This is a genomic window from Chitinophaga sp. Ak27 (assembly GCF_012726295.1).
Classification (GTDB): Bacteria; Bacteroidota; Bacteroidia; order Chitinophagales; family Chitinophagaceae; genus Chitinophaga.
On the sequence record NZ_JABAOB010000003.1, the window covers coordinates 260,240 to 276,047 of the forward strand.

Annotated in this window: 14 protein-coding genes; 7 read left to right on the plus strand and 7 right to left on the minus strand. The window is 46.6% G+C overall.

The window, feature by feature from the left end; all coding sequences use genetic code 11:
- Positions 1 to 25 precede the first annotated feature (25 nt).
- The 5 genes from HGH90_RS12540 to HGH90_RS12560 all read left to right on the plus strand — a co-directional run bounded on the left by HGH90_RS12540 (position 26) and on the right by HGH90_RS12560 (position 10,085).
- Positions 26 to 394 (plus strand): hypothetical protein, encoded by a 369-nt coding sequence (locus HGH90_RS12540; RefSeq protein WP_168761773.1) that lies wholly within the window; start codon positions 26 to 28, stop codon positions 392 to 394.
- A gap of 144 nt (positions 395 to 538) precedes the next feature.
- Positions 539 to 2,923 carry an ABC transporter permease gene (locus HGH90_RS12545; RefSeq protein WP_169191242.1) on the plus strand — a complete coding sequence of 795 codons (2,385 nt, stop codon included), beginning with the start codon at positions 539 to 541 and terminating at the stop codon, positions 2,921 to 2,923.
- 72 nt (positions 2,924 to 2,995) lie between these two features.
- Complete coding sequence (locus tag HGH90_RS12550; protein ID WP_169191243.1) at positions 2,996 to 5,467, plus strand: glycoside hydrolase family 9 protein; 2,472 nt, start codon at positions 2,996 to 2,998, stop codon at positions 5,465 to 5,467.
- 158 nt (positions 5,468 to 5,625) lie between these two features.
- The gene (locus HGH90_RS12555; protein ID WP_169191244.1) at positions 5,626 to 8,757 is read left to right on the plus strand and encodes a SusC/RagA family TonB-linked outer membrane protein; all 3,132 of its coding nucleotides are present in this window, start codon (positions 5,626 to 5,628) and stop codon (positions 8,755 to 8,757) included.
- A gap of 20 nt (positions 8,758 to 8,777) precedes the next feature.
- Positions 8,778 to 10,085, plus strand: a complete 1,308-nt coding sequence (locus HGH90_RS12560) for a RagB/SusD family nutrient uptake outer membrane protein (protein ID WP_168761777.1) — start codon at positions 8,778 to 8,780, stop codon at positions 10,083 to 10,085.
- Between the two features lie 42 nt (positions 10,086 to 10,127).
- On the opposite strand, the gene HGH90_RS12565 is transcribed toward HGH90_RS12560, so the two are convergent.
- Positions 10,128 to 10,505: a hypothetical protein gene (locus HGH90_RS12565; protein ID WP_169191245.1), complete on the minus strand. Its 378-nt coding sequence runs from the start codon at positions 10,503 to 10,505 to the stop codon at positions 10,128 to 10,130.
- Between the two features lies 1 nt (position 10,506).
- Positions 10,507 to 10,701, minus strand: coding sequence for a hypothetical protein (locus HGH90_RS12570; protein ID WP_168761779.1), 195 nt, complete (start codon positions 10,699 to 10,701; stop codon positions 10,507 to 10,509).
- A 65-nt stretch (positions 10,702 to 10,766) separates the two neighbouring features.
- On the opposite strand from HGH90_RS12570, the gene HGH90_RS12575 reads away from it, so the two are divergent.
- Complete coding sequence (locus tag HGH90_RS12575; protein ID WP_169191246.1) at positions 10,767 to 11,381, plus strand: TetR/AcrR family transcriptional regulator; 615 nt, start codon at positions 10,767 to 10,769, stop codon at positions 11,379 to 11,381.
- 46 nt (positions 11,382 to 11,427) lie between these two features.
- Here the strand turns inward: HGH90_RS12575 and HGH90_RS12580 are convergent, their stop codons facing one another.
- Together HGH90_RS12580 and HGH90_RS12585 are read right to left on the minus strand one after the other, a co-directional pair.
- A complete protein-coding gene (locus tag HGH90_RS12580) occupies positions 11,428 to 12,297 on the minus strand; it encodes an SDR family oxidoreductase (protein ID WP_169191247.1) in 870 nt (289 codons plus the stop codon).
- Between the two features lie 77 nt (positions 12,298 to 12,374).
- On the minus strand, positions 12,375 to 13,193 hold the full coding sequence (locus HGH90_RS12585) for a helix-turn-helix domain-containing protein (RefSeq protein WP_169191248.1): 819 nt from the start codon (positions 13,191 to 13,193) through the stop codon (positions 12,375 to 12,377).
- 266 nt (positions 13,194 to 13,459) lie between these two features.
- Here HGH90_RS12585 and HGH90_RS12590 point away from each other — a divergent pair, with 266 nt between their 5' ends.
- On the plus strand, positions 13,460 to 14,221 hold the full coding sequence (locus tag HGH90_RS12590) for a hypothetical protein (protein WP_169191249.1): 762 nt from the start codon (positions 13,460 to 13,462) through the stop codon (positions 14,219 to 14,221).
- Positions 14,222 to 14,291: 70 nt separating this feature from the next.
- Here the strand turns inward: HGH90_RS12590 and HGH90_RS12595 are convergent, their stop codons facing one another.
- The 3 genes from HGH90_RS12595 to HGH90_RS12605 are packed head-to-tail and all read right to left on the minus strand — an operon-like array spanning position 14,292 to position 15,631.
- Entirely contained in the window at positions 14,292 to 14,741 is a 450-nt protein-coding gene (locus tag HGH90_RS12595; protein ID WP_169191250.1) for a DUF1569 domain-containing protein, read from the minus strand.
- A gap of 3 nt (positions 14,742 to 14,744) precedes the next feature.
- Entirely contained in the window at positions 14,745 to 15,158 is a 414-nt protein-coding gene (locus HGH90_RS12600) for a VOC family protein (RefSeq protein ID WP_168761785.1), read from the minus strand.
- Positions 15,159 to 15,211: 53 nt separating this feature from the next.
- The gene (locus HGH90_RS12605) at positions 15,212 to 15,631 is read right to left on the minus strand and encodes a helix-turn-helix transcriptional regulator (protein WP_211092832.1); all 420 of its coding nucleotides are present in this window, start codon (positions 15,629 to 15,631) and stop codon (positions 15,212 to 15,214) included.
- Positions 15,632 to 15,808 lie beyond the last annotated feature (177 nt).

The following is a 15,808-nucleotide window of genomic DNA, read 5'->3' on the forward strand; positions in this document are numbered from 1 at the left end:
TTACTTTTCTGTAAAATTTGGGTGTATGCAATTTACTAAACTGATCCCGACTATTTTTTACTCCGATATGAGCGTGGGCTTACAGCTTTTTGTAGATATCCTGGGTTTTGAGCTGGCTTACCGGGATGACACGGGCGATCAGCCTTTTGGAATCATCAAGCGCGATACCCTGGTGATCCACCTGGTGGAGAATAGGGAATGGGCGCAAAAAGACCGCCCACAGGTGAGGCTGGAAACAGATGATATTGAGGCGGTGTATCAACAGGTAAAGGAACGGCACCCGGAATGGTTGCATCCCAACGCCAACGAGGTGAGATTACAACCCTGGGGCGCCCTGGAATTTGCATTGAGAGATACCGAAGATGTGTGCGTGATTATTCAGCAGCCGGCGTAACGGGTGTCCGATTACGGCCAAAGGTTGTTCACTTTCGGACAAATAACCCCTGTATTTTCCTTCCAGAGTCTTTATAGTAGCTGCTTTGCAACTATGGCCACTTTCTTGTGTCTTTAAGGCGTCAACCATCAAAATCCAGTTGCCATGGTAAAAAATTACCTGAAAATAGCTATCAGAAACCTGTTGAAAAACAAGAGTATTTCGTTTATCAATATTTTCGGTTTGTCGGCAGGTATGGCAGTAACCATGCTGATTGGACTGTGGATATGGAATGAGCTTTCTTTCGATAAATATTACCAGCATTACGACCATATTGCCGATGTATGGCAGCGCCAAACGGCTGGCGCCAATAGCGGCGCCTTCAACTCCATGCCTATCCCCCTGGCAGCGGAGCTAAGAAATACCTACCCGGGCGATTTTAAGAACGTTGCCCTGGCCTCTTATGGTACGCATACCCTGAGCGCCTGTAACCAGAAGTTTACCCGCCGGGGTATGTTCATAGAAAAGGGCGGCCCGGAGCTGTTTACCTTGAATATGCTGAAAGGCAGTCGAAATGGGTTAAAGGAGCCCGGCTCCATACTGCTGTCGGCTTCCTTTGCCCGTGCGCTCTTCGGGGACAAAGACCCTATGGACCAGCTGGTAAAAATTGATAATAACAATAAGCTGATCGTAAAAGTAACAGGGGTATATGAAGACTTCCCCGAAAATACGACACTGTACGAAATGACCTATATGGTGCCCTGGGAGCTGTTTGTCAATACCTGGGACTGGGTGAAAGATGCGAAAGACAACTGGAGTTTTAATTCCATGCACATCTACGTGCAGCTGTCCGACCAGGCCGATATGGACAAGGTATCTGCAAAAATCAAGGATATTAAAACCTTGCACGCCGAGAAGGAGTCGGGCGTGACCACAGACATTTTCCTGCATCCCATGAAGAAATGGCACTTGTATTCCACTTTTGAAAACGGGGTCAACGTAGGCGGACAAATCCGCTATGTGAAACTCTTCGGCCTTATCGGGTTGTTTGTGTTACTGTTGGCCTGTATCAACTTCATGAACCTGAGCACTGCCCGTTCCGAAAAGCGGGCCAAGGAAGTAGGTATCCGCAAAGCCATAGGCTCCATGCGTAAGCAGCTGGTCTGGCAATTTCTCAGCGAGTCGTTGCTGGTGGCGGTGTTTTCATTTGTCATTTCTTTAATGATCGTGTTGGTAGTGCTGCCCTGGTTTAACCAGGTTGCCGATAAACATATCCATATATTGTGGGATCAGCCAGGGTTCTGGCTCATCGGCATCGGTTTTAGTCTCGTTACCGGCCTGCTGGCAGGTAGCTATCCGGCACTTTACCTTTCTTCCTTCCAGCCGCTGAAGGTATTAAAAGGTACTTTCCGGGTAGGACGCTTTGCGGCGGTGCCGCGGAAGGTGCTGATCGTAGTGCAGTTTACCGTGTCGGTATTCCTGATCATTGCTACCGTGGTAGTATACAGGCAAATACAATATGCCAAGAATTTACCCGTAGGATATACCCGCGACGGTTTGTTGTCTATCCAGATGACCACGCCGGAAATTTACCAGAATTACCAGGTGATCCACGATGAGCTGATACGCTCAGGTGCTATTACAGAGCTCACCCAGGCCCAGGGGCCAGTTACAGACATTTGGACAGGATCAGGAGATTTTGAATGGAAGGGACAAAGGCCCGATCAACTGCAGAGCTTTGCCACCATCGGCGCCAAATTCGGTTATGGAAAAACAATAGGATGGCAGCTCCTCCAGGGGCGTGATTTCTCGCCCGATTTTGCTTCCGATTCCATGGGAATGATCCTCAATGAAGCCGCCGTGAAATACATGGGATTGGAGCATCCTGTAGGTGAAATTATCCGGAGAGGCGGCAAAGAGTTTCATGTGCTGGGAGTAGTGAAAAATATGATTATGACTTCTCCCTACGACCCGGTGCAACCTGCGATCTACTATTTCCTCGCAGAAGGGGGGAATTTTATCAATATCCGGATTAATCCAAAAATGAGCGCCAGCAAGGCATTGGCTATTATCCAGGACGTAATGCAACGTTATAACCCTGCGGCCCCCTTTGCTTATACTTTTGCCGATCAGGAATATGGTAAAAAATTCAGCGAAGAGGAAAGGATTGGTAAGCTATCTACGTTCTTTGCCTTGCTCGCCATAATGATCAGTTGCCTCGGACTATTCGGCCTCGCCGCCTTTGTAGCCGAACAGCGCACCAAAGAAATTGGTATCCGCAAAGTGATGGGCGCATCTGTATTCCAGCTGTGGCAGCTGTTGTCGAAAGATTTTGCCCTGCTGGTGGCCATCTCTTGTTTGATCGCCATCCCCGTGTCCTGGTACTGTCTGAACAACTGGTTGCAGCAATACCGTAATCATACCACTATCGTTTGGGAGATCTTCGCATTTACCGGCCTCGGCGCATTAATGATCGCGTTGCTGACCGTCAGCTATCAATCGGCCAAAGCTGCCATGGCTAATCCTGTCAAGAGTTTGAAGGCAGAGTAGCCGGAAATTATTTCTTCCGGTTGTCAGTTGAAAAAGGTATTTTTATCAATACCTTTTTCAACCGCGATCCATATGAAGTATACCCGCCCTTTTGTTTTATACCTGCTATGCTGGCTACTTTCATTCAGTAATAGCCATGCGCAGTCATGGATACGCATCAACCAGCTGGGCTACCTGCCCGGTGGTATAAAGGTAGCTGTATGGGGAACGAAAGCTGAACAAGCCCCTCCCCAGTTTCAACTCAAGGAAGCTACCACTCATAAAATTGTTTTTACCGGGAAAGCCAGTAAGCCGTTTGGCGCCTATGGCCCTTTTTCACAAACATGCCGGCTGGATTTCAGCTCCTTTAAAGGCCCCGGTATCTATTACCTCGAAGCTGGTACTGCCGTTTCTCCCGTTTTTCGTATAGCCGATAATGTATATGCCGGTACGGCCGATTTCCTGTTGCGCTATATGCGGCAGCAACGAAGCGGCTTCAATCCTTTCCTGAAAGATTCCTGTCATACCCACGATGGCTATACGATGTACGGCCCTATGCCCGACAGCACGCATATAGATGTGGTAGGCGGCTGGCACGATGCCAGCGATTACCTCCAGTATGTAACTACTTCTGCGAATGCTACCTACCATCTGTTGATGGCTTACCGCGATTTTCCACAGATATTTGGAGATAGATATGCGGCTAATGGCCTCCCTGGAATAAATCACGTGAAAGATGTGCTGGATGAGGCCCGGTGGGGACTCGACTGGCTCCTGAAAATGCATCCGCAGGAAAATTATATGTTTAACCAGGTAGCCGATGACCGCGATCACCACGGCATGCGACTGCCCGCCGAAGATAATTTCTATGGAAAAGGCTTTGAGCGGCCGGTATATTTTTGTTCGGGAAGGCCCCAGGGACTGGGCAAATACAAGAACAAAGCAACCGGCGTCGCTTCTACCGCTGGTAAGTTTTCCAGCGCCTTTTCGCTGGGATACGACCTATTGAAAGATGCCGATCCAGCCTATGCTCAGTTGCTGAAAACAAGGGCGTTGTCAGCCTGGCAAATGGGGCAGAGGCAACCAGGCGTTTGTCAAACAGCTTCGGTGCTTTCTCCTTACATCTACGCGGAGGATAACTGGACCGACGACATGGAACTGGCGGCAGCAGCCTTATACCATATGACCCGCGATACCGCTTATCAGCGCGCGGCCTGGGATTATGCCCAACAGGAAAAAGTAACGCCCTGGTTGGGTGCGGATACGGCCAATCACTACCAATGGTATCCGTTTATTAACCTTGGGCACTATGCCCTGGCTACTCACAGTAAAGGAACTACCCGGCAACAGCTGATCGGGTACTATAAAACCGGCATCGAAAGCGTGTGGAAACGCGCCAGGCAAAATGCTTTCTACCGCGGCATTCCATTTATCTGGTGCAGCAATAATCTTACTACCGCTTTTGCCATTCAATGCTACTGGTACCGGCAGCTTTCCGGCGATGTTGCGTTTTCAGCCCTGGAGCAGGCCAATACCGACTGGTTGCTGGGGTGTAATCCCTGGGGCACCAGCATGATAGGAGGACTACCCGCCGGCGGCGATACGCCGGAAGACCCGCACTCATCTTTTTCGGTGGTCGGTCATTACCGGGTAGATGGCGGTCTTGTGGATGGGCCTGTTTATACCAATATCTACAAGAACCTGATCGGTATCAAACTATCAAAACCGGATGAATATGCCGCCTTCCAGAGCAACCTGGCCGTATACCACGATGACGACGGCGATTATAGCACCAACGAACCTACCATGGACGGTACCGCTTCCCTGGTATACCTACTGGCAGCCAAAGCCAGCGAGGGCGCCGGAAAGCGCCAATATGACCACGGCGGCATTATACGGGGCGATAGCTCCCGGAAGCAGCTGGCACTCGTGTTTACCGGCGATGAATTTGCCGACGGCGGAACGGCTATACGCAACACCCTGCGTCAGCAGAAAGTACCGGGCGCTTTTTTCTTCACCGGGAAATTTTACCGGAATCCATCTACACAAACACTTATTCAACAGCTGAAAGCCGATGGGCACTACCTCGGCGGACATGGTGATCAACACCTGTTGTACTGCGATTGGCAACAACGGGATAGCTTGTTGGTGACGAAAACACAGTTCAGAGATGACCTTTCCGCCAATTACACTGCTATGAAAAATGTAGGGATAACCAATGCTCCCTGGTTCCTGCCGGCCTTCGAATGGTATAACGATAGTATCGCCGCCTGGACCTCCGAAGTAGGTTTACAGTTAGTCAATTTTACCCCCGGCACCGGGTCTAATGCGGATTATACTTATCCAGAGATGGGGAAAAAATATTGCTCTTCCGAAGCAATCTATAGGTCGGTATTGCAGTATGAAAGTAGCCGCCCTGGAGGATTAAACGGGTTTTTATTATTACTGCATATAGGGACTGATCCCAGGCGGTCAGATAAATTTTACAACAAACTTCCCGCTCTCATTGTTGCATTGAAAAGCAAGGGCTATCATTTTGCCACCGTTGCTGAGGTGTTACAATAATGATGAGGAGAAACATTGCCAGCCAGCATCTAATCAACCGCGGCTAAGGTTAAAGATCACCTGTTACGGAAATTGTCTTCCCATTGCATCCAATTGCCTGTTATACCCGCAATCCTGTTGTGTATATCAACCATTCATAAATCTGCTAAAACTTTTCTATGAACACGTTTCTATTGATGAAAGTGGCGAAAGCCCGGTTCCTGTTGCTGTTCCTCGCTATTAATTTCCTTGCCGCCGCCGCATGGGGGCAGGTGAAAATTTCCGGCCAGGTAACAGACGATCAGCATACCCCACTACCAGGTATCACGGTAGTAGTGAAAAATACCCAACAGGGCGCACAAACAAACCCTGATGGCCGTTATACCATTAATGCCAACCTGAAACCAGGTAATTACACGCTTGCTTTTTCCGGTATAGGGTTTGCTCCCCGCGAAAGCGTGTTAGTTGTTGTAGAAGGTACCACGACCTATACGCAAAACATCCAGCTGGCTACTTCTGTATCCAAGCTGGATGAGGTAGTAGTAACCGGTACTTCGGAAGGTACTACCCGTCGTCAGTTAGGTAACTACATCAGCACGGTGAAAGCGGATGAAATTAACAAAGGCGGTACCGGAAATGTGCTGGCAGCTTTACAGGGCAAAACCGCCGGCGCACAGATCTCACAAAACTCCGGTGACCCTTCCGGAGGCATCTCTGTAAAACTACGTGGTATCAGTACCATATCAGGATCTACCGAACCGCTCTACATCGTAGATGGGGTAATTATCGACAACTCCACTACCCGCGTTACCAACTCTGATCCCAACTATGGTATTGGTTCTACAGGAGATAACGTGGTAGGAAGCGTAGGACAAAACCGTATGGCGGATATCAACCCTGCCGATATCGAAAGGATAGAAGTGCTGAACGGCGCCGCTGCCGCTGCCATCTACGGTTCCCGCGCCAATGCCGGCGTAGTGCAGATATTTACCAAAAGAGGAAGCGCCGGCGTGCCGGTGATAAATTTCTCTACCACTTTTTCCGTTAACCAGCTCCGGAAGAAATTAGATGTAAACCAGGCGCCTACTAAGTTTGGCGGATCGCCCAACGATTCCACTCAAAATATTCTCACGCCTGCTATCGTTAGTACCACGCCGGTACAGCGCTACGACTACCAGGACTTTATTTTCCGCACCGGCGTAGGAACGGATAATAATATTTCTGTGGCCGGTGGTAAAGACAAAACAAAATATTATACCTCCGCCAGCTATCTCTATAACCAGGGCATTATCAGGAATACAGATTTCAGCCGGTACAGCTTCCGCGTTAACCTCGACCAGGAGATCAATAACTGGATCAGCTTCAACGCCAGCCTGAACTATGTTTACAGCAAGTCGAATGAAAAGCCTGATGGAAATACTTTTTATTCACCCATGAACTCCGTTACCATTATCGGTAACTACTACGATATACAACAGCGGGATGCATTTGGTAACCTGTTGAAAGTAGGAGAAAGGGGACGTGTAAATCCTGTTTCTGTTATCGAAGACTTCAAACAACAACAGCATGTAGGCAGAGTCATTGCCGGTGCAGGTATTAAGCTACGGCCTATCAAGAACCTCACGGTCGACTATCGCATGGGTATCGACAACTATAACCAGGAGGGTACTACGTTTATGCCAGCCTTTGCCTATAACGTAAGCCCGGGATTTTATGGAGGAGGCCCCTCCCTCGATCCAAGCCAGAATGGTTATGCCAGCGCAGGTAATAACAATTCCTTCATGATTAACCATGATGTAAATGCTACCTATAACTGGGATATCAGCGATAAACTTACCTCTGTAACCCAGCTGGGATACTCCCTGCAATACCAGCGTATGCACTATACCCTGGAGCAGGGAAGAGGGTTGCCTCCTTTTGTACAAACATCCGACAGGGCTACTACCATTATTCCTGGCGCAGATCAGCGAACAGAGGTATCTATCTCCGGGGAGTTTATCCAGCAGAACTTTAAATACCGCAACCAACTGTTTCTTACCGGTGCGCTCCGTTTAGATGGCTCTTCCGTTTTTGGTGTTAATGAACGAAACCAGCTCTACTCAAAACTGAGTGGTAGCTATGTATTGTCGGGCACCGACTATTGGGAAAAATCGGGGCTCAGCAAATGGTGGACACTCTTTAAACTACGCGCTGCCTATGGCGAATCCGGTAACCTGACCGGGATTCCTGCTTACGGCCGCTACAATACTTACCAGGCCACTGCATTCATTGGTGCTTCTGCATTTCAATCGCCCGCTACCTACACTAACCCGGATGTAAAACCTGAGCGGCAGAAGGAGCTGGAATTCGGTACGGATCTGTCATTTTTGAATGATCGTATATCCTTATCCGTTAACTACTACCGTAAGAAAGTAGAAGATCTGCTAATCAGCCGCGCTATTGCACCTACCAAAGGATATTCCTTTTACCTGAGTAATGTAGGCACCCTGCAAAACAACGGGCTGGAGGTAGTGCTGAACCTGGTGCCGGTAAAAATAAAAGACTTTTCCTGGAGCCTGACCGCCATCTATAACCATAACCGCAATAAGGCAGTAAATATTGGCCAGTCGCTGATCCTGTATAATACTGTGGGTGGTGCGCCGGTAGGTATTGCCAATGGCGAACCTATCGGGTTCTTCTATGGTACCTTCTTTGCCCGGGATGCCAATGGAAATATCTTGAAGAATCCGGCTGGCATTCCTGTTACCGAAGCTGGTAAGCAACTTACGCCGCTAACTTATACCGCTGAGCGTGATCCGGCCACCGGCTTACCTCCCGCTACAGCAGCCGCGCTGAATACAAAAATTGGCGATCCAAATCCGAAGTACACCGGTACCCTTACCAGCGATTTCCAGTATAAGAAACTGGGATTGCATGTACAGGTAGACGCGGTACAGGGTGTGAACGTGTTTAACGCCGACTGGAGAACCCGGCAGGGGGTGGATAATGGTAAGATCGCCGAAATGGAAGACCGGGGCCAGCTGCCACGTGGCTTCATTGCCGGCAACTACAATATCCAGGAATGGAGAATAGATGATGGATCGTTCGTAAAACTACGTGAACTGTCATTGAGTTATAGCGTGGGCAAACTGAAAGGCATCAGCGACCTGACAGTAAGCCTGGGCGGCAGAAATTTAATCTCCTGGGATCATTACAAAGGATACGATCCGGAATTGAATGCAGCAGGACAAAGTTCTGTACTGCGTGGCATCGATTTCGGTGCGGTACCTATTCCACGGAGTTATAACCTGTCTGTTCGCCTTAAATTATAAACCACTTTAAAAGATCCATCATGAAACGATATATCAAACAATGCTTACTGGGTGTGGTAGCCATTAGTTTTATCACCGCCTGTAAGAAAGATTACCAGGACCCGTCAGGACCGTCATCAGAACAGGCTTACAGTACGCCTAACGCTTTAGCTAATGCGGCCGTAGGGCTGCAGGCCTGGTACGAAAAAGACAGGATCGGGATACTATATACCAGCGTGGCTTCCGGCAGTTTACTCACCGGCGAAACCTTTGTTACCAACCCGGGTAATACCGATGAAGCACAGATAGGCGCCGGTGGAGTAAAGATTCTGAATACCAATGCCATTGTCACCGGGTTGTGGTCGGTGAGTAATAAGATCCGTTATGAAGCCGATAGTATCATGCGCCGTACCAATGCGATTGTTACCGATAAAGGATATGCCAGCGGTATTATTGCCTATGCTTCTATCTTTAAAGCCCTGGCCATTGGTGTACAGGCCAGCTTCTGGGAGCAGGTACCTGCAGGTAGCAGTACGCCCGGATCTACCACCAATAATGTGAGCTTCATTACAGGACAGCAGGGATTTGCGCTTGCAGCATCTACGCTGGATAATGCCATTGCTACGGTAACGGCAACGCCTATAGGCAGTAACTTCTTGGTGAATGTGCCTGCCAGTGTAGATATTGTAAATACGTTGTATGCCTTGAAGGCTAGGTATGCCTTGTACGCTGGCGACTATGCCGGTGCCCTGGCTGCAGCCAATAAAGTAGACCTTACGGTGAGGTCAGTATTCGGATTTAATCCCCAGGTTACCAACCCAATTTATACCCTGGTAACCGCCACTAATAATATCTACAACGTGGTAGATTCTACTATGGGGTTGCCTGTGGGCTTACAACCTAATTTGTCGGATAAACGTGTACCGTTTTATATAGCAACCAGGACGGTAAAACCACACTTTAATATCAATGGTTTTTTCCAGACCAATGTTACCGCGGTGCCTATTTATTTGCCGGGAGAAATATTGTTGATAAAAGCAGAATGTTATGCCCGTCAGCATGATGTGCCCAATGGATTACTGCAGCTGAATAAAGTGGTGACCAAAACGCCTGCTGCCGATCCTTTTGGCGTCGGGGCTGCCCTGCCGCCGGTTGTAGCTGCATCAGAACAGGATTTACTCACCTTGATTTTTCAACATCGCCGGATTGAAATGTTTATGGGTGCACAGGAGCTGGAGGATAGCCGTCGCTTCGGAAGACCCGTAGGGGAAAGAAAGAGGAATTACTTCCCGTATCCGTTTGTGGAAAGGAATGATAATCCCAATACCCCGCAGGATCCTGCATTTTAATAATGTTGCAATGGTTGCTGCCTGCTGGTAGCAACCATTGTTTTATATTGGTTGCTTGAATAGGTGAAAAGATGGATTCCCGTGAAAGTAATAGTAAAAGAAGCTACCCCCGAAATAGGCGGCTACGTCCCACCAGTCGCCGGTATAGCGTGAGGAAAAATGCGGCATGATCCACTCAAACACCACCGCCGTATAACCAGCCATGAACAATAAATAGCCTAACGGATAAGTATAGTTGGCATTGCAGACAATAAATCTGCGGATGAAATGAAGCGACAAATGCGCCATGGCAGGCACTGCTACCAGGTCGGTCAGATGATCATTCAATACCGGGATAGGCTGATGCAAATACCTGCACAGGTGAATAATACACCACGTTACCCCATACGTGACAAATAAGGGATCAAATAACTTTTTCATCTCACAAAACAAACATAATGGCTCCCCCCAACAGTAATGTAACAACAAGTACCATTACGGTAAACAGGTAGAATCCACTTGTCTTCAGTATTTTTACGGGTGTGCTATCGCCGGGAGCGATAGGGAATATGCTGCCTCTCAACCTTTTAAGTAAAGGCGTTTCGTCCTGTACCGGTTCGTTTGATTCGTTTGGCATATCTTTAAATTTAGAACAAATGTACTAATTATTTTTAAAATCGGACCAAACATCTAAATTTGGATATGGATACTAAAGAGCGCATTCTAAAAACGGCTTTGGAGTTATATAACAGCCAAGGGGTTAACACCATTACCAGCAGGCATATTGCCGCTAAAATGGGCATCAGCCCCGGCAATTTGCACTATCACTTTAAGCATACCGACGAAATTATTAAAACGTTATACGACCGCCTGTCGGCCGATTTTGACGTGATAGTAGCCAGTGTGGAAGCGCTGGAAGAGGTAGACTTGCCAATGATTCGTAGTTTCGTTATCACCTCCCTTGAGCTGGGATATAAATACCGGTTTATCTTTTTACATTTTGTGGAGATAGGATTGCGTATACCCGCGGTAAAGAAAGACTATGCGGCGTTGACACAAAGACGCGAGAAAGAGTTCTTGTCTATTTTTGAAAAATTGAAAGCCAGTGGTGTATTCAGGCCCGATTTACCGGAAGAAGTATTGAAAGCATTTGTTACCCAGATTTTTATTGTGGGCGACTTCTGGTTGTCCAACAACGAGTTGACATTAAAGCTAAAAGGCAGTAAAGCTATTGCGCATTATAGCGATATATTTTCCAGTATGTTTTATCCTTATTTAACGCCGGCAGCCATGCAGCTGGCAAAGGGAAATGAATAGTGGCACAGGACCGCGCTTTATTGCAACCCCTGTGCCACCCTGTTGATTAGGCTAATACCGCCTTGTAATCCTCCACAAATTGCCGGAACCCGATAGCTGTTTTACCGGTAACCTCTTGCACGGTATTAAAAACAGCTGCTGCTTCCCCTCTTGAATAGTGGGCATAGTCTTCCAGTAGGCCGCCTACCTGCCATTCAGGGAATCCTGCCGCTCTCACAGCTTCTTCCATTTGAGCCGGCGCTACATCTACAAAGGCGATTTGCTTACCCAGCACCTGGGATAGGATATCGGCCATTTCATAGTGCGTAATAGCTGTACTCCCGGTAATGTTGTAGATCTTATTTTCATGTCCCAGTGAGGTTAGGGCTGCTGCAGCTACGGCCGCAATATCGCGTACATCCACTGCGCTGATAGCGGCATGACCGACTGCGGCATAGAATTTTCCCGTTTGCTGAATTAAATCTTTGAAGCCAAGTAATCCCTGCATGTACAGGTTGGGACGAAGAAAGGTATAGTTAAATCGTAGTGATTGGATATACGCTTCTACCGCTGCATGGTAGCGCAGGAAGCGCACCGGGGAATGTTTTTCCGAAGCAAATTGCGACAGCTTCACGATATGCTTTACGCCAGCCTGATGAGCTGCATGTACAAAATTTATTTGCAGCGATTCCGCCTGCTCGGATGAGTTGGTAAGTAAAAATGCTTTATCGATGCCTTGCAGGGCGTTGCTTAAAGTAGCAGAGTCAGATAAATCGCCCGTTACAATGGTAGCTTGCGGCAGGCTTTTGAGCAATTTACTACTATCTCCATTACGTACCAGGGCTTTAAAAGGAGTATTGGAAGCTACCAGTTTTTTTACGAGTTGTGTACCTACGTTGCCGGTGGCGCCAGTGATCAGGATAGTTGCTTGTGTCATTATTTGAACGTTTAATTGTTATTTGATGACACAAAGATGGTGATAGCCGCCTGCCTGGAATTGTAAGAAAACGAAAGTTAGTCCCGCTGCCTACAGATGCTTTGTTGAAACTTCAGGTATTGTGTGGGGCTTAAATGCAGGTAGTGTTTAAAATCGTGGATAAGCTGGCTTTGATCATAGTAACCACAGCCTTCAATGATATCAAACCAATCTACTTTTCTGTTGCCGCCTGTGCTGGCCCCGATCATTTCAATGGCTTTCAGGAAGCGCTGATACCGCGCTATTTCTTTGGCAGAATAACCAAAGTATTTTTTGTGATGCATTTGCACGGATCTTTCCGACAACTGGTTCTTTTCAGAAATCTCTTTTACAGTACTCAAGTTGGGATCGTTGAAACCTGCTATTTGCTCCACGATAGGATGACGATTACGCAGATATGGTTGGCAAAATGCCAGCAGGTGATTTACCCGGTCTTCCATAGCTGGTATATGACACAGCTCTTTCCATAGCACAGTAAAGCAATCGTCCTGCAGCAAGGTATCGGGATGGGTAGAAAAGTTTTGAGCAAAGGCGGCGCTGCCAAAAAAACGGGAAAAGGCATCGTCTTTAAAATTAGCCACCAGCAGTGATGCACCTGGTGGCAGTGTATAGTCAAATGCCTGCTTAATAGGCCCTGCTACCAGGCAGGTATCCATCACCAGCTCGTCTTTCTCCCGGGTAGTAAGCACGATAGGCGCCCCGAAGCTAAATGCCATCATGGTTTGAAAAGAGGGTAACAGCGTGTGAGTTATCGCCTGATCAGTGTTGTTTTCCGCAAAATAGAAATGCGAGAATACTTCCTCAAAGGCAGCAGGAACAGCAATGCTGCCGGTGTTGTAGGTGCCCTGGTTTTGCATGATGCAAAGATAATAAAGAGTTCGGAATCCAACTTTTTTCGAAGCTGTGGAACGTTTTTTATCGGGAATTTTGTGTCGAATTTTTTTGCTGAAATTTTATTTATCCAGTAAAATTTCTTTTATGCTCATCTTAATTTTTTTCCTAGTTTCGCTATACTGAAATCATGATATCGTTAACCACGCCGCATCCCTTATGTGGCCTATCTCTGTAGCATTTAATAATCCTATAAAACTTTTATTTATTCATTAAAACCCATCCCTCAAGCATGAAAAAGTTGTTTGTATTGATCCTCGCAGGATCCCTGGCATTCGTTAACCAGTCTTGTCAGAAAAGTAATATGAAAGATCCGCTATCTACGGAAACAGCCACCACGTTAAAGTCGGGTGTTAACGCTAAAGCAGCAGGTGCTTGTTATAGTGCTACTTATGTAGATACCTGGCATTATGCTACGCCACAGCTATACATCTTTCATGACAACCAGTATGCGCGTTATGATGTGCTCACGAATACCTACAAAAGCCTGAATGGTATTTCGAATGGCTATCCTGGCGTGCCGTTCAGCTCATTTGATGCTACGTACATTGATACCTGGCATTACTCCACACCGCAATTGTATATCTTTAGAGGTAATCAATATGCCCGCTACGATATTCTGACTAATACTTACCAGGGTCTTAACAGTATTGCCAACGGTTATCCCGGTGTGCCTTTCACCACGATTGATGCCGCTTATGTGGATACCTGGCATTATGCAACACCCCAGTTATATCTGTTCAGCGGTACACAGTACGCACGTTACGACATCCTGACAAATACCTTCATGGGAGTAAACAGTATTGCAAACGGTTACCCGGGTGTGCCTTTCAGTACTTTCAATGCTACTTATGTTGATACATGGCACTATCCAACACCGCAATTATACATCTTTAACGGTACCCAGTATGCACGTTACGACATACTGACCAATACCTTTATGGGGGTTAACAGCAACGCTAACGGTTATCCTGGCGTCCCTTTCTGCCTGTAATCTGCATCAATGGAATATAAATGGAGAACCTCTTCCGGTTGGGAAGAGGTTCTCTGCACGTGCTGTCTATTCACGCACTAAATTGTTTTAAATGATGGTCGCAATGTTTGTAAATAAATTGTCCCAGCTGTTCTTTCGTCATTTTGCCAAAAAACCAATGTGTGAATTCGGTGCCGTTAAACGTATCATAACGCTCAATCAGCAATTTCCATTTTAATTTTTCATCGTCTAAGTCACTGATGTTTTCAGTTACTTTAAACGGCGGAGGAGTGGTAGAATTTTTTCTGATGTTGGAATGTTCATCTTTTAAAATTGCTTTAATGGCTAATTTGCCAAAAATGCGCCCCATCAATGACCGGTTGATTTTTATATGGCCATAATAGTATTCTTCGCAGCGTGCACAATGCCTTACCATTTGAGTAACTGTCATCTTGCCCCACTGAGGAGTATTGTTTTTGGTAAGGGAATCAATTCTCCGGACTATCTCCTGCCTTGTTTCCCTGTCAAATATTGATTTCATGCATTAGGGATTTATTTGTGCCAGTGAAAACCAATTTCCGGAATCGTCTAAGAAGAGTGCTTCGTAGCCATAAAATTCTTTTGTAGGCGGTTTTTTAAAGACAACGCCTTTACTTTTTAACTCTTCGTAAGTTGCCATCAGGTCTTTGCAGGTGAATACGGCGGCGCCGAAGGTTCCTTTCCTGATAAGTGAGGTCATTGTTTGTACGGTTTCTTTGTCAAACATGGAGCCTTCTATTATAGGGAAAAGTGTAATTTCTAACTCCGGTTGTTCTGGAGGTGTAACGGTCAGCCATCTGGCATCTTTGCCCATAGGTACATCCGTGTGCACTTTAAAGCCAAGCTTGGTTACATAGAAATCGTATGCACTGTCCTGGTTAAGCACATAAATGGTGGTGTGCGTAATCCTTGTAATCATATTTTTTTATGTAAAAATGCTGAATCCGGACGCTTTCAACCTCTTCAAAATTGCTATTTTTTCCAACCATGCGTTTCGGCAAAACAGTTTGGAATAAACTGTAGGGGATGTTCGTTCATCTTGTTTTTTCTGATTGTTTCACTTTTTTGAAAATGAGAAGGAGTTTGCCCGGTGATCTTCTTAAACATACCAGCAAATGAAGTGGGGCTTTCCAGGCCCACCATTAATCCTGTGGCTAAAATAGAGTGCCCTTCTCTCAACAACTCTTTTGCTTTTTCAATCCGGAGATGAATCAGATAGTTTTTGGGAGTCAGGCCATAGATAGATTTAAACAGCCTGATAAAATGAAATTTGGAGAAATTCGCTTGCTCAGCAATATCGTCGAGATCGATGCTGTCGGCGTAAAACTTATCTATAAATAGTTTAGCGCTTACAACCCGCTTGTATAAATATATCTTTTCATACTGTTCCAAGATACATATTGTTTAAAGGTGTCGCTTTAACGGATGGTTGCCTGGTGCTACTGTTAATAACAGTTGTTTGTTATACAGTAGCGCTGGGTAATTGCTAAGTTAAGAAAAAAAGGGTGTTATTGTCCGTCAACTATATAATGTCATTGTTTGTATGGTCTTTTTGATGGCTTCAAATTT

Coding starts and splice junctions, on each gene's coding strand:
- HGH90_RS12540 (WP_168761773.1), top strand. CDS start 26: ATGCAATTTACTAAACTGATCCCGACTATTTTTTACTCCGATATGAGC.
- HGH90_RS12545 (WP_169191242.1), top strand. CDS start 539: ATGGTAAAAAATTACCTGAAAATAGCTATCAGAAACCTGTTGAAAAAC.
- HGH90_RS12550 (WP_169191243.1), top strand. CDS start 2,996: ATGAAGTATACCCGCCCTTTTGTTTTATACCTGCTATGCTGGCTACTT.
- HGH90_RS12555 (WP_169191244.1), top strand. CDS start 5,626: ATGAACACGTTTCTATTGATGAAAGTGGCGAAAGCCCGGTTCCTGTTG.
- HGH90_RS12560 (WP_168761777.1), top strand. CDS start 8,778: ATGAAACGATATATCAAACAATGCTTACTGGGTGTGGTAGCCATTAGT.
- HGH90_RS12565 (WP_169191245.1), bottom strand. CDS start 10,505: ATGAAAAAGTTATTTGATCCCTTATTTGTCACGTATGGGGTAACGTGG.
- HGH90_RS12570 (WP_168761779.1), bottom strand. CDS start 10,701: ATGCCAAACGAATCAAACGAACCGGTACAGGACGAAACGCCTTTACTT.
- HGH90_RS12575 (WP_169191246.1), top strand. CDS start 10,767: ATGGATACTAAAGAGCGCATTCTAAAAACGGCTTTGGAGTTATATAAC.
- HGH90_RS12580 (WP_169191247.1), bottom strand. CDS start 12,297: ATGACACAAGCAACTATCCTGATCACTGGCGCCACCGGCAACGTAGGT.
- HGH90_RS12585 (WP_169191248.1), bottom strand. CDS start 13,193: ATGCAAAACCAGGGCACCTACAACACCGGCAGCATTGCTGTTCCTGCT.
- HGH90_RS12590 (WP_169191249.1), top strand. CDS start 13,460: ATGAAAAAGTTGTTTGTATTGATCCTCGCAGGATCCCTGGCATTCGTT.
- HGH90_RS12595 (WP_169191250.1), bottom strand. CDS start 14,741: ATGAAATCAATATTTGACAGGGAAACAAGGCAGGAGATAGTCCGGAGA.
- HGH90_RS12600 (WP_168761785.1), bottom strand. CDS start 15,158: ATGATTACAAGGATTACGCACACCACCATTTATGTGCTTAACCAGGAC.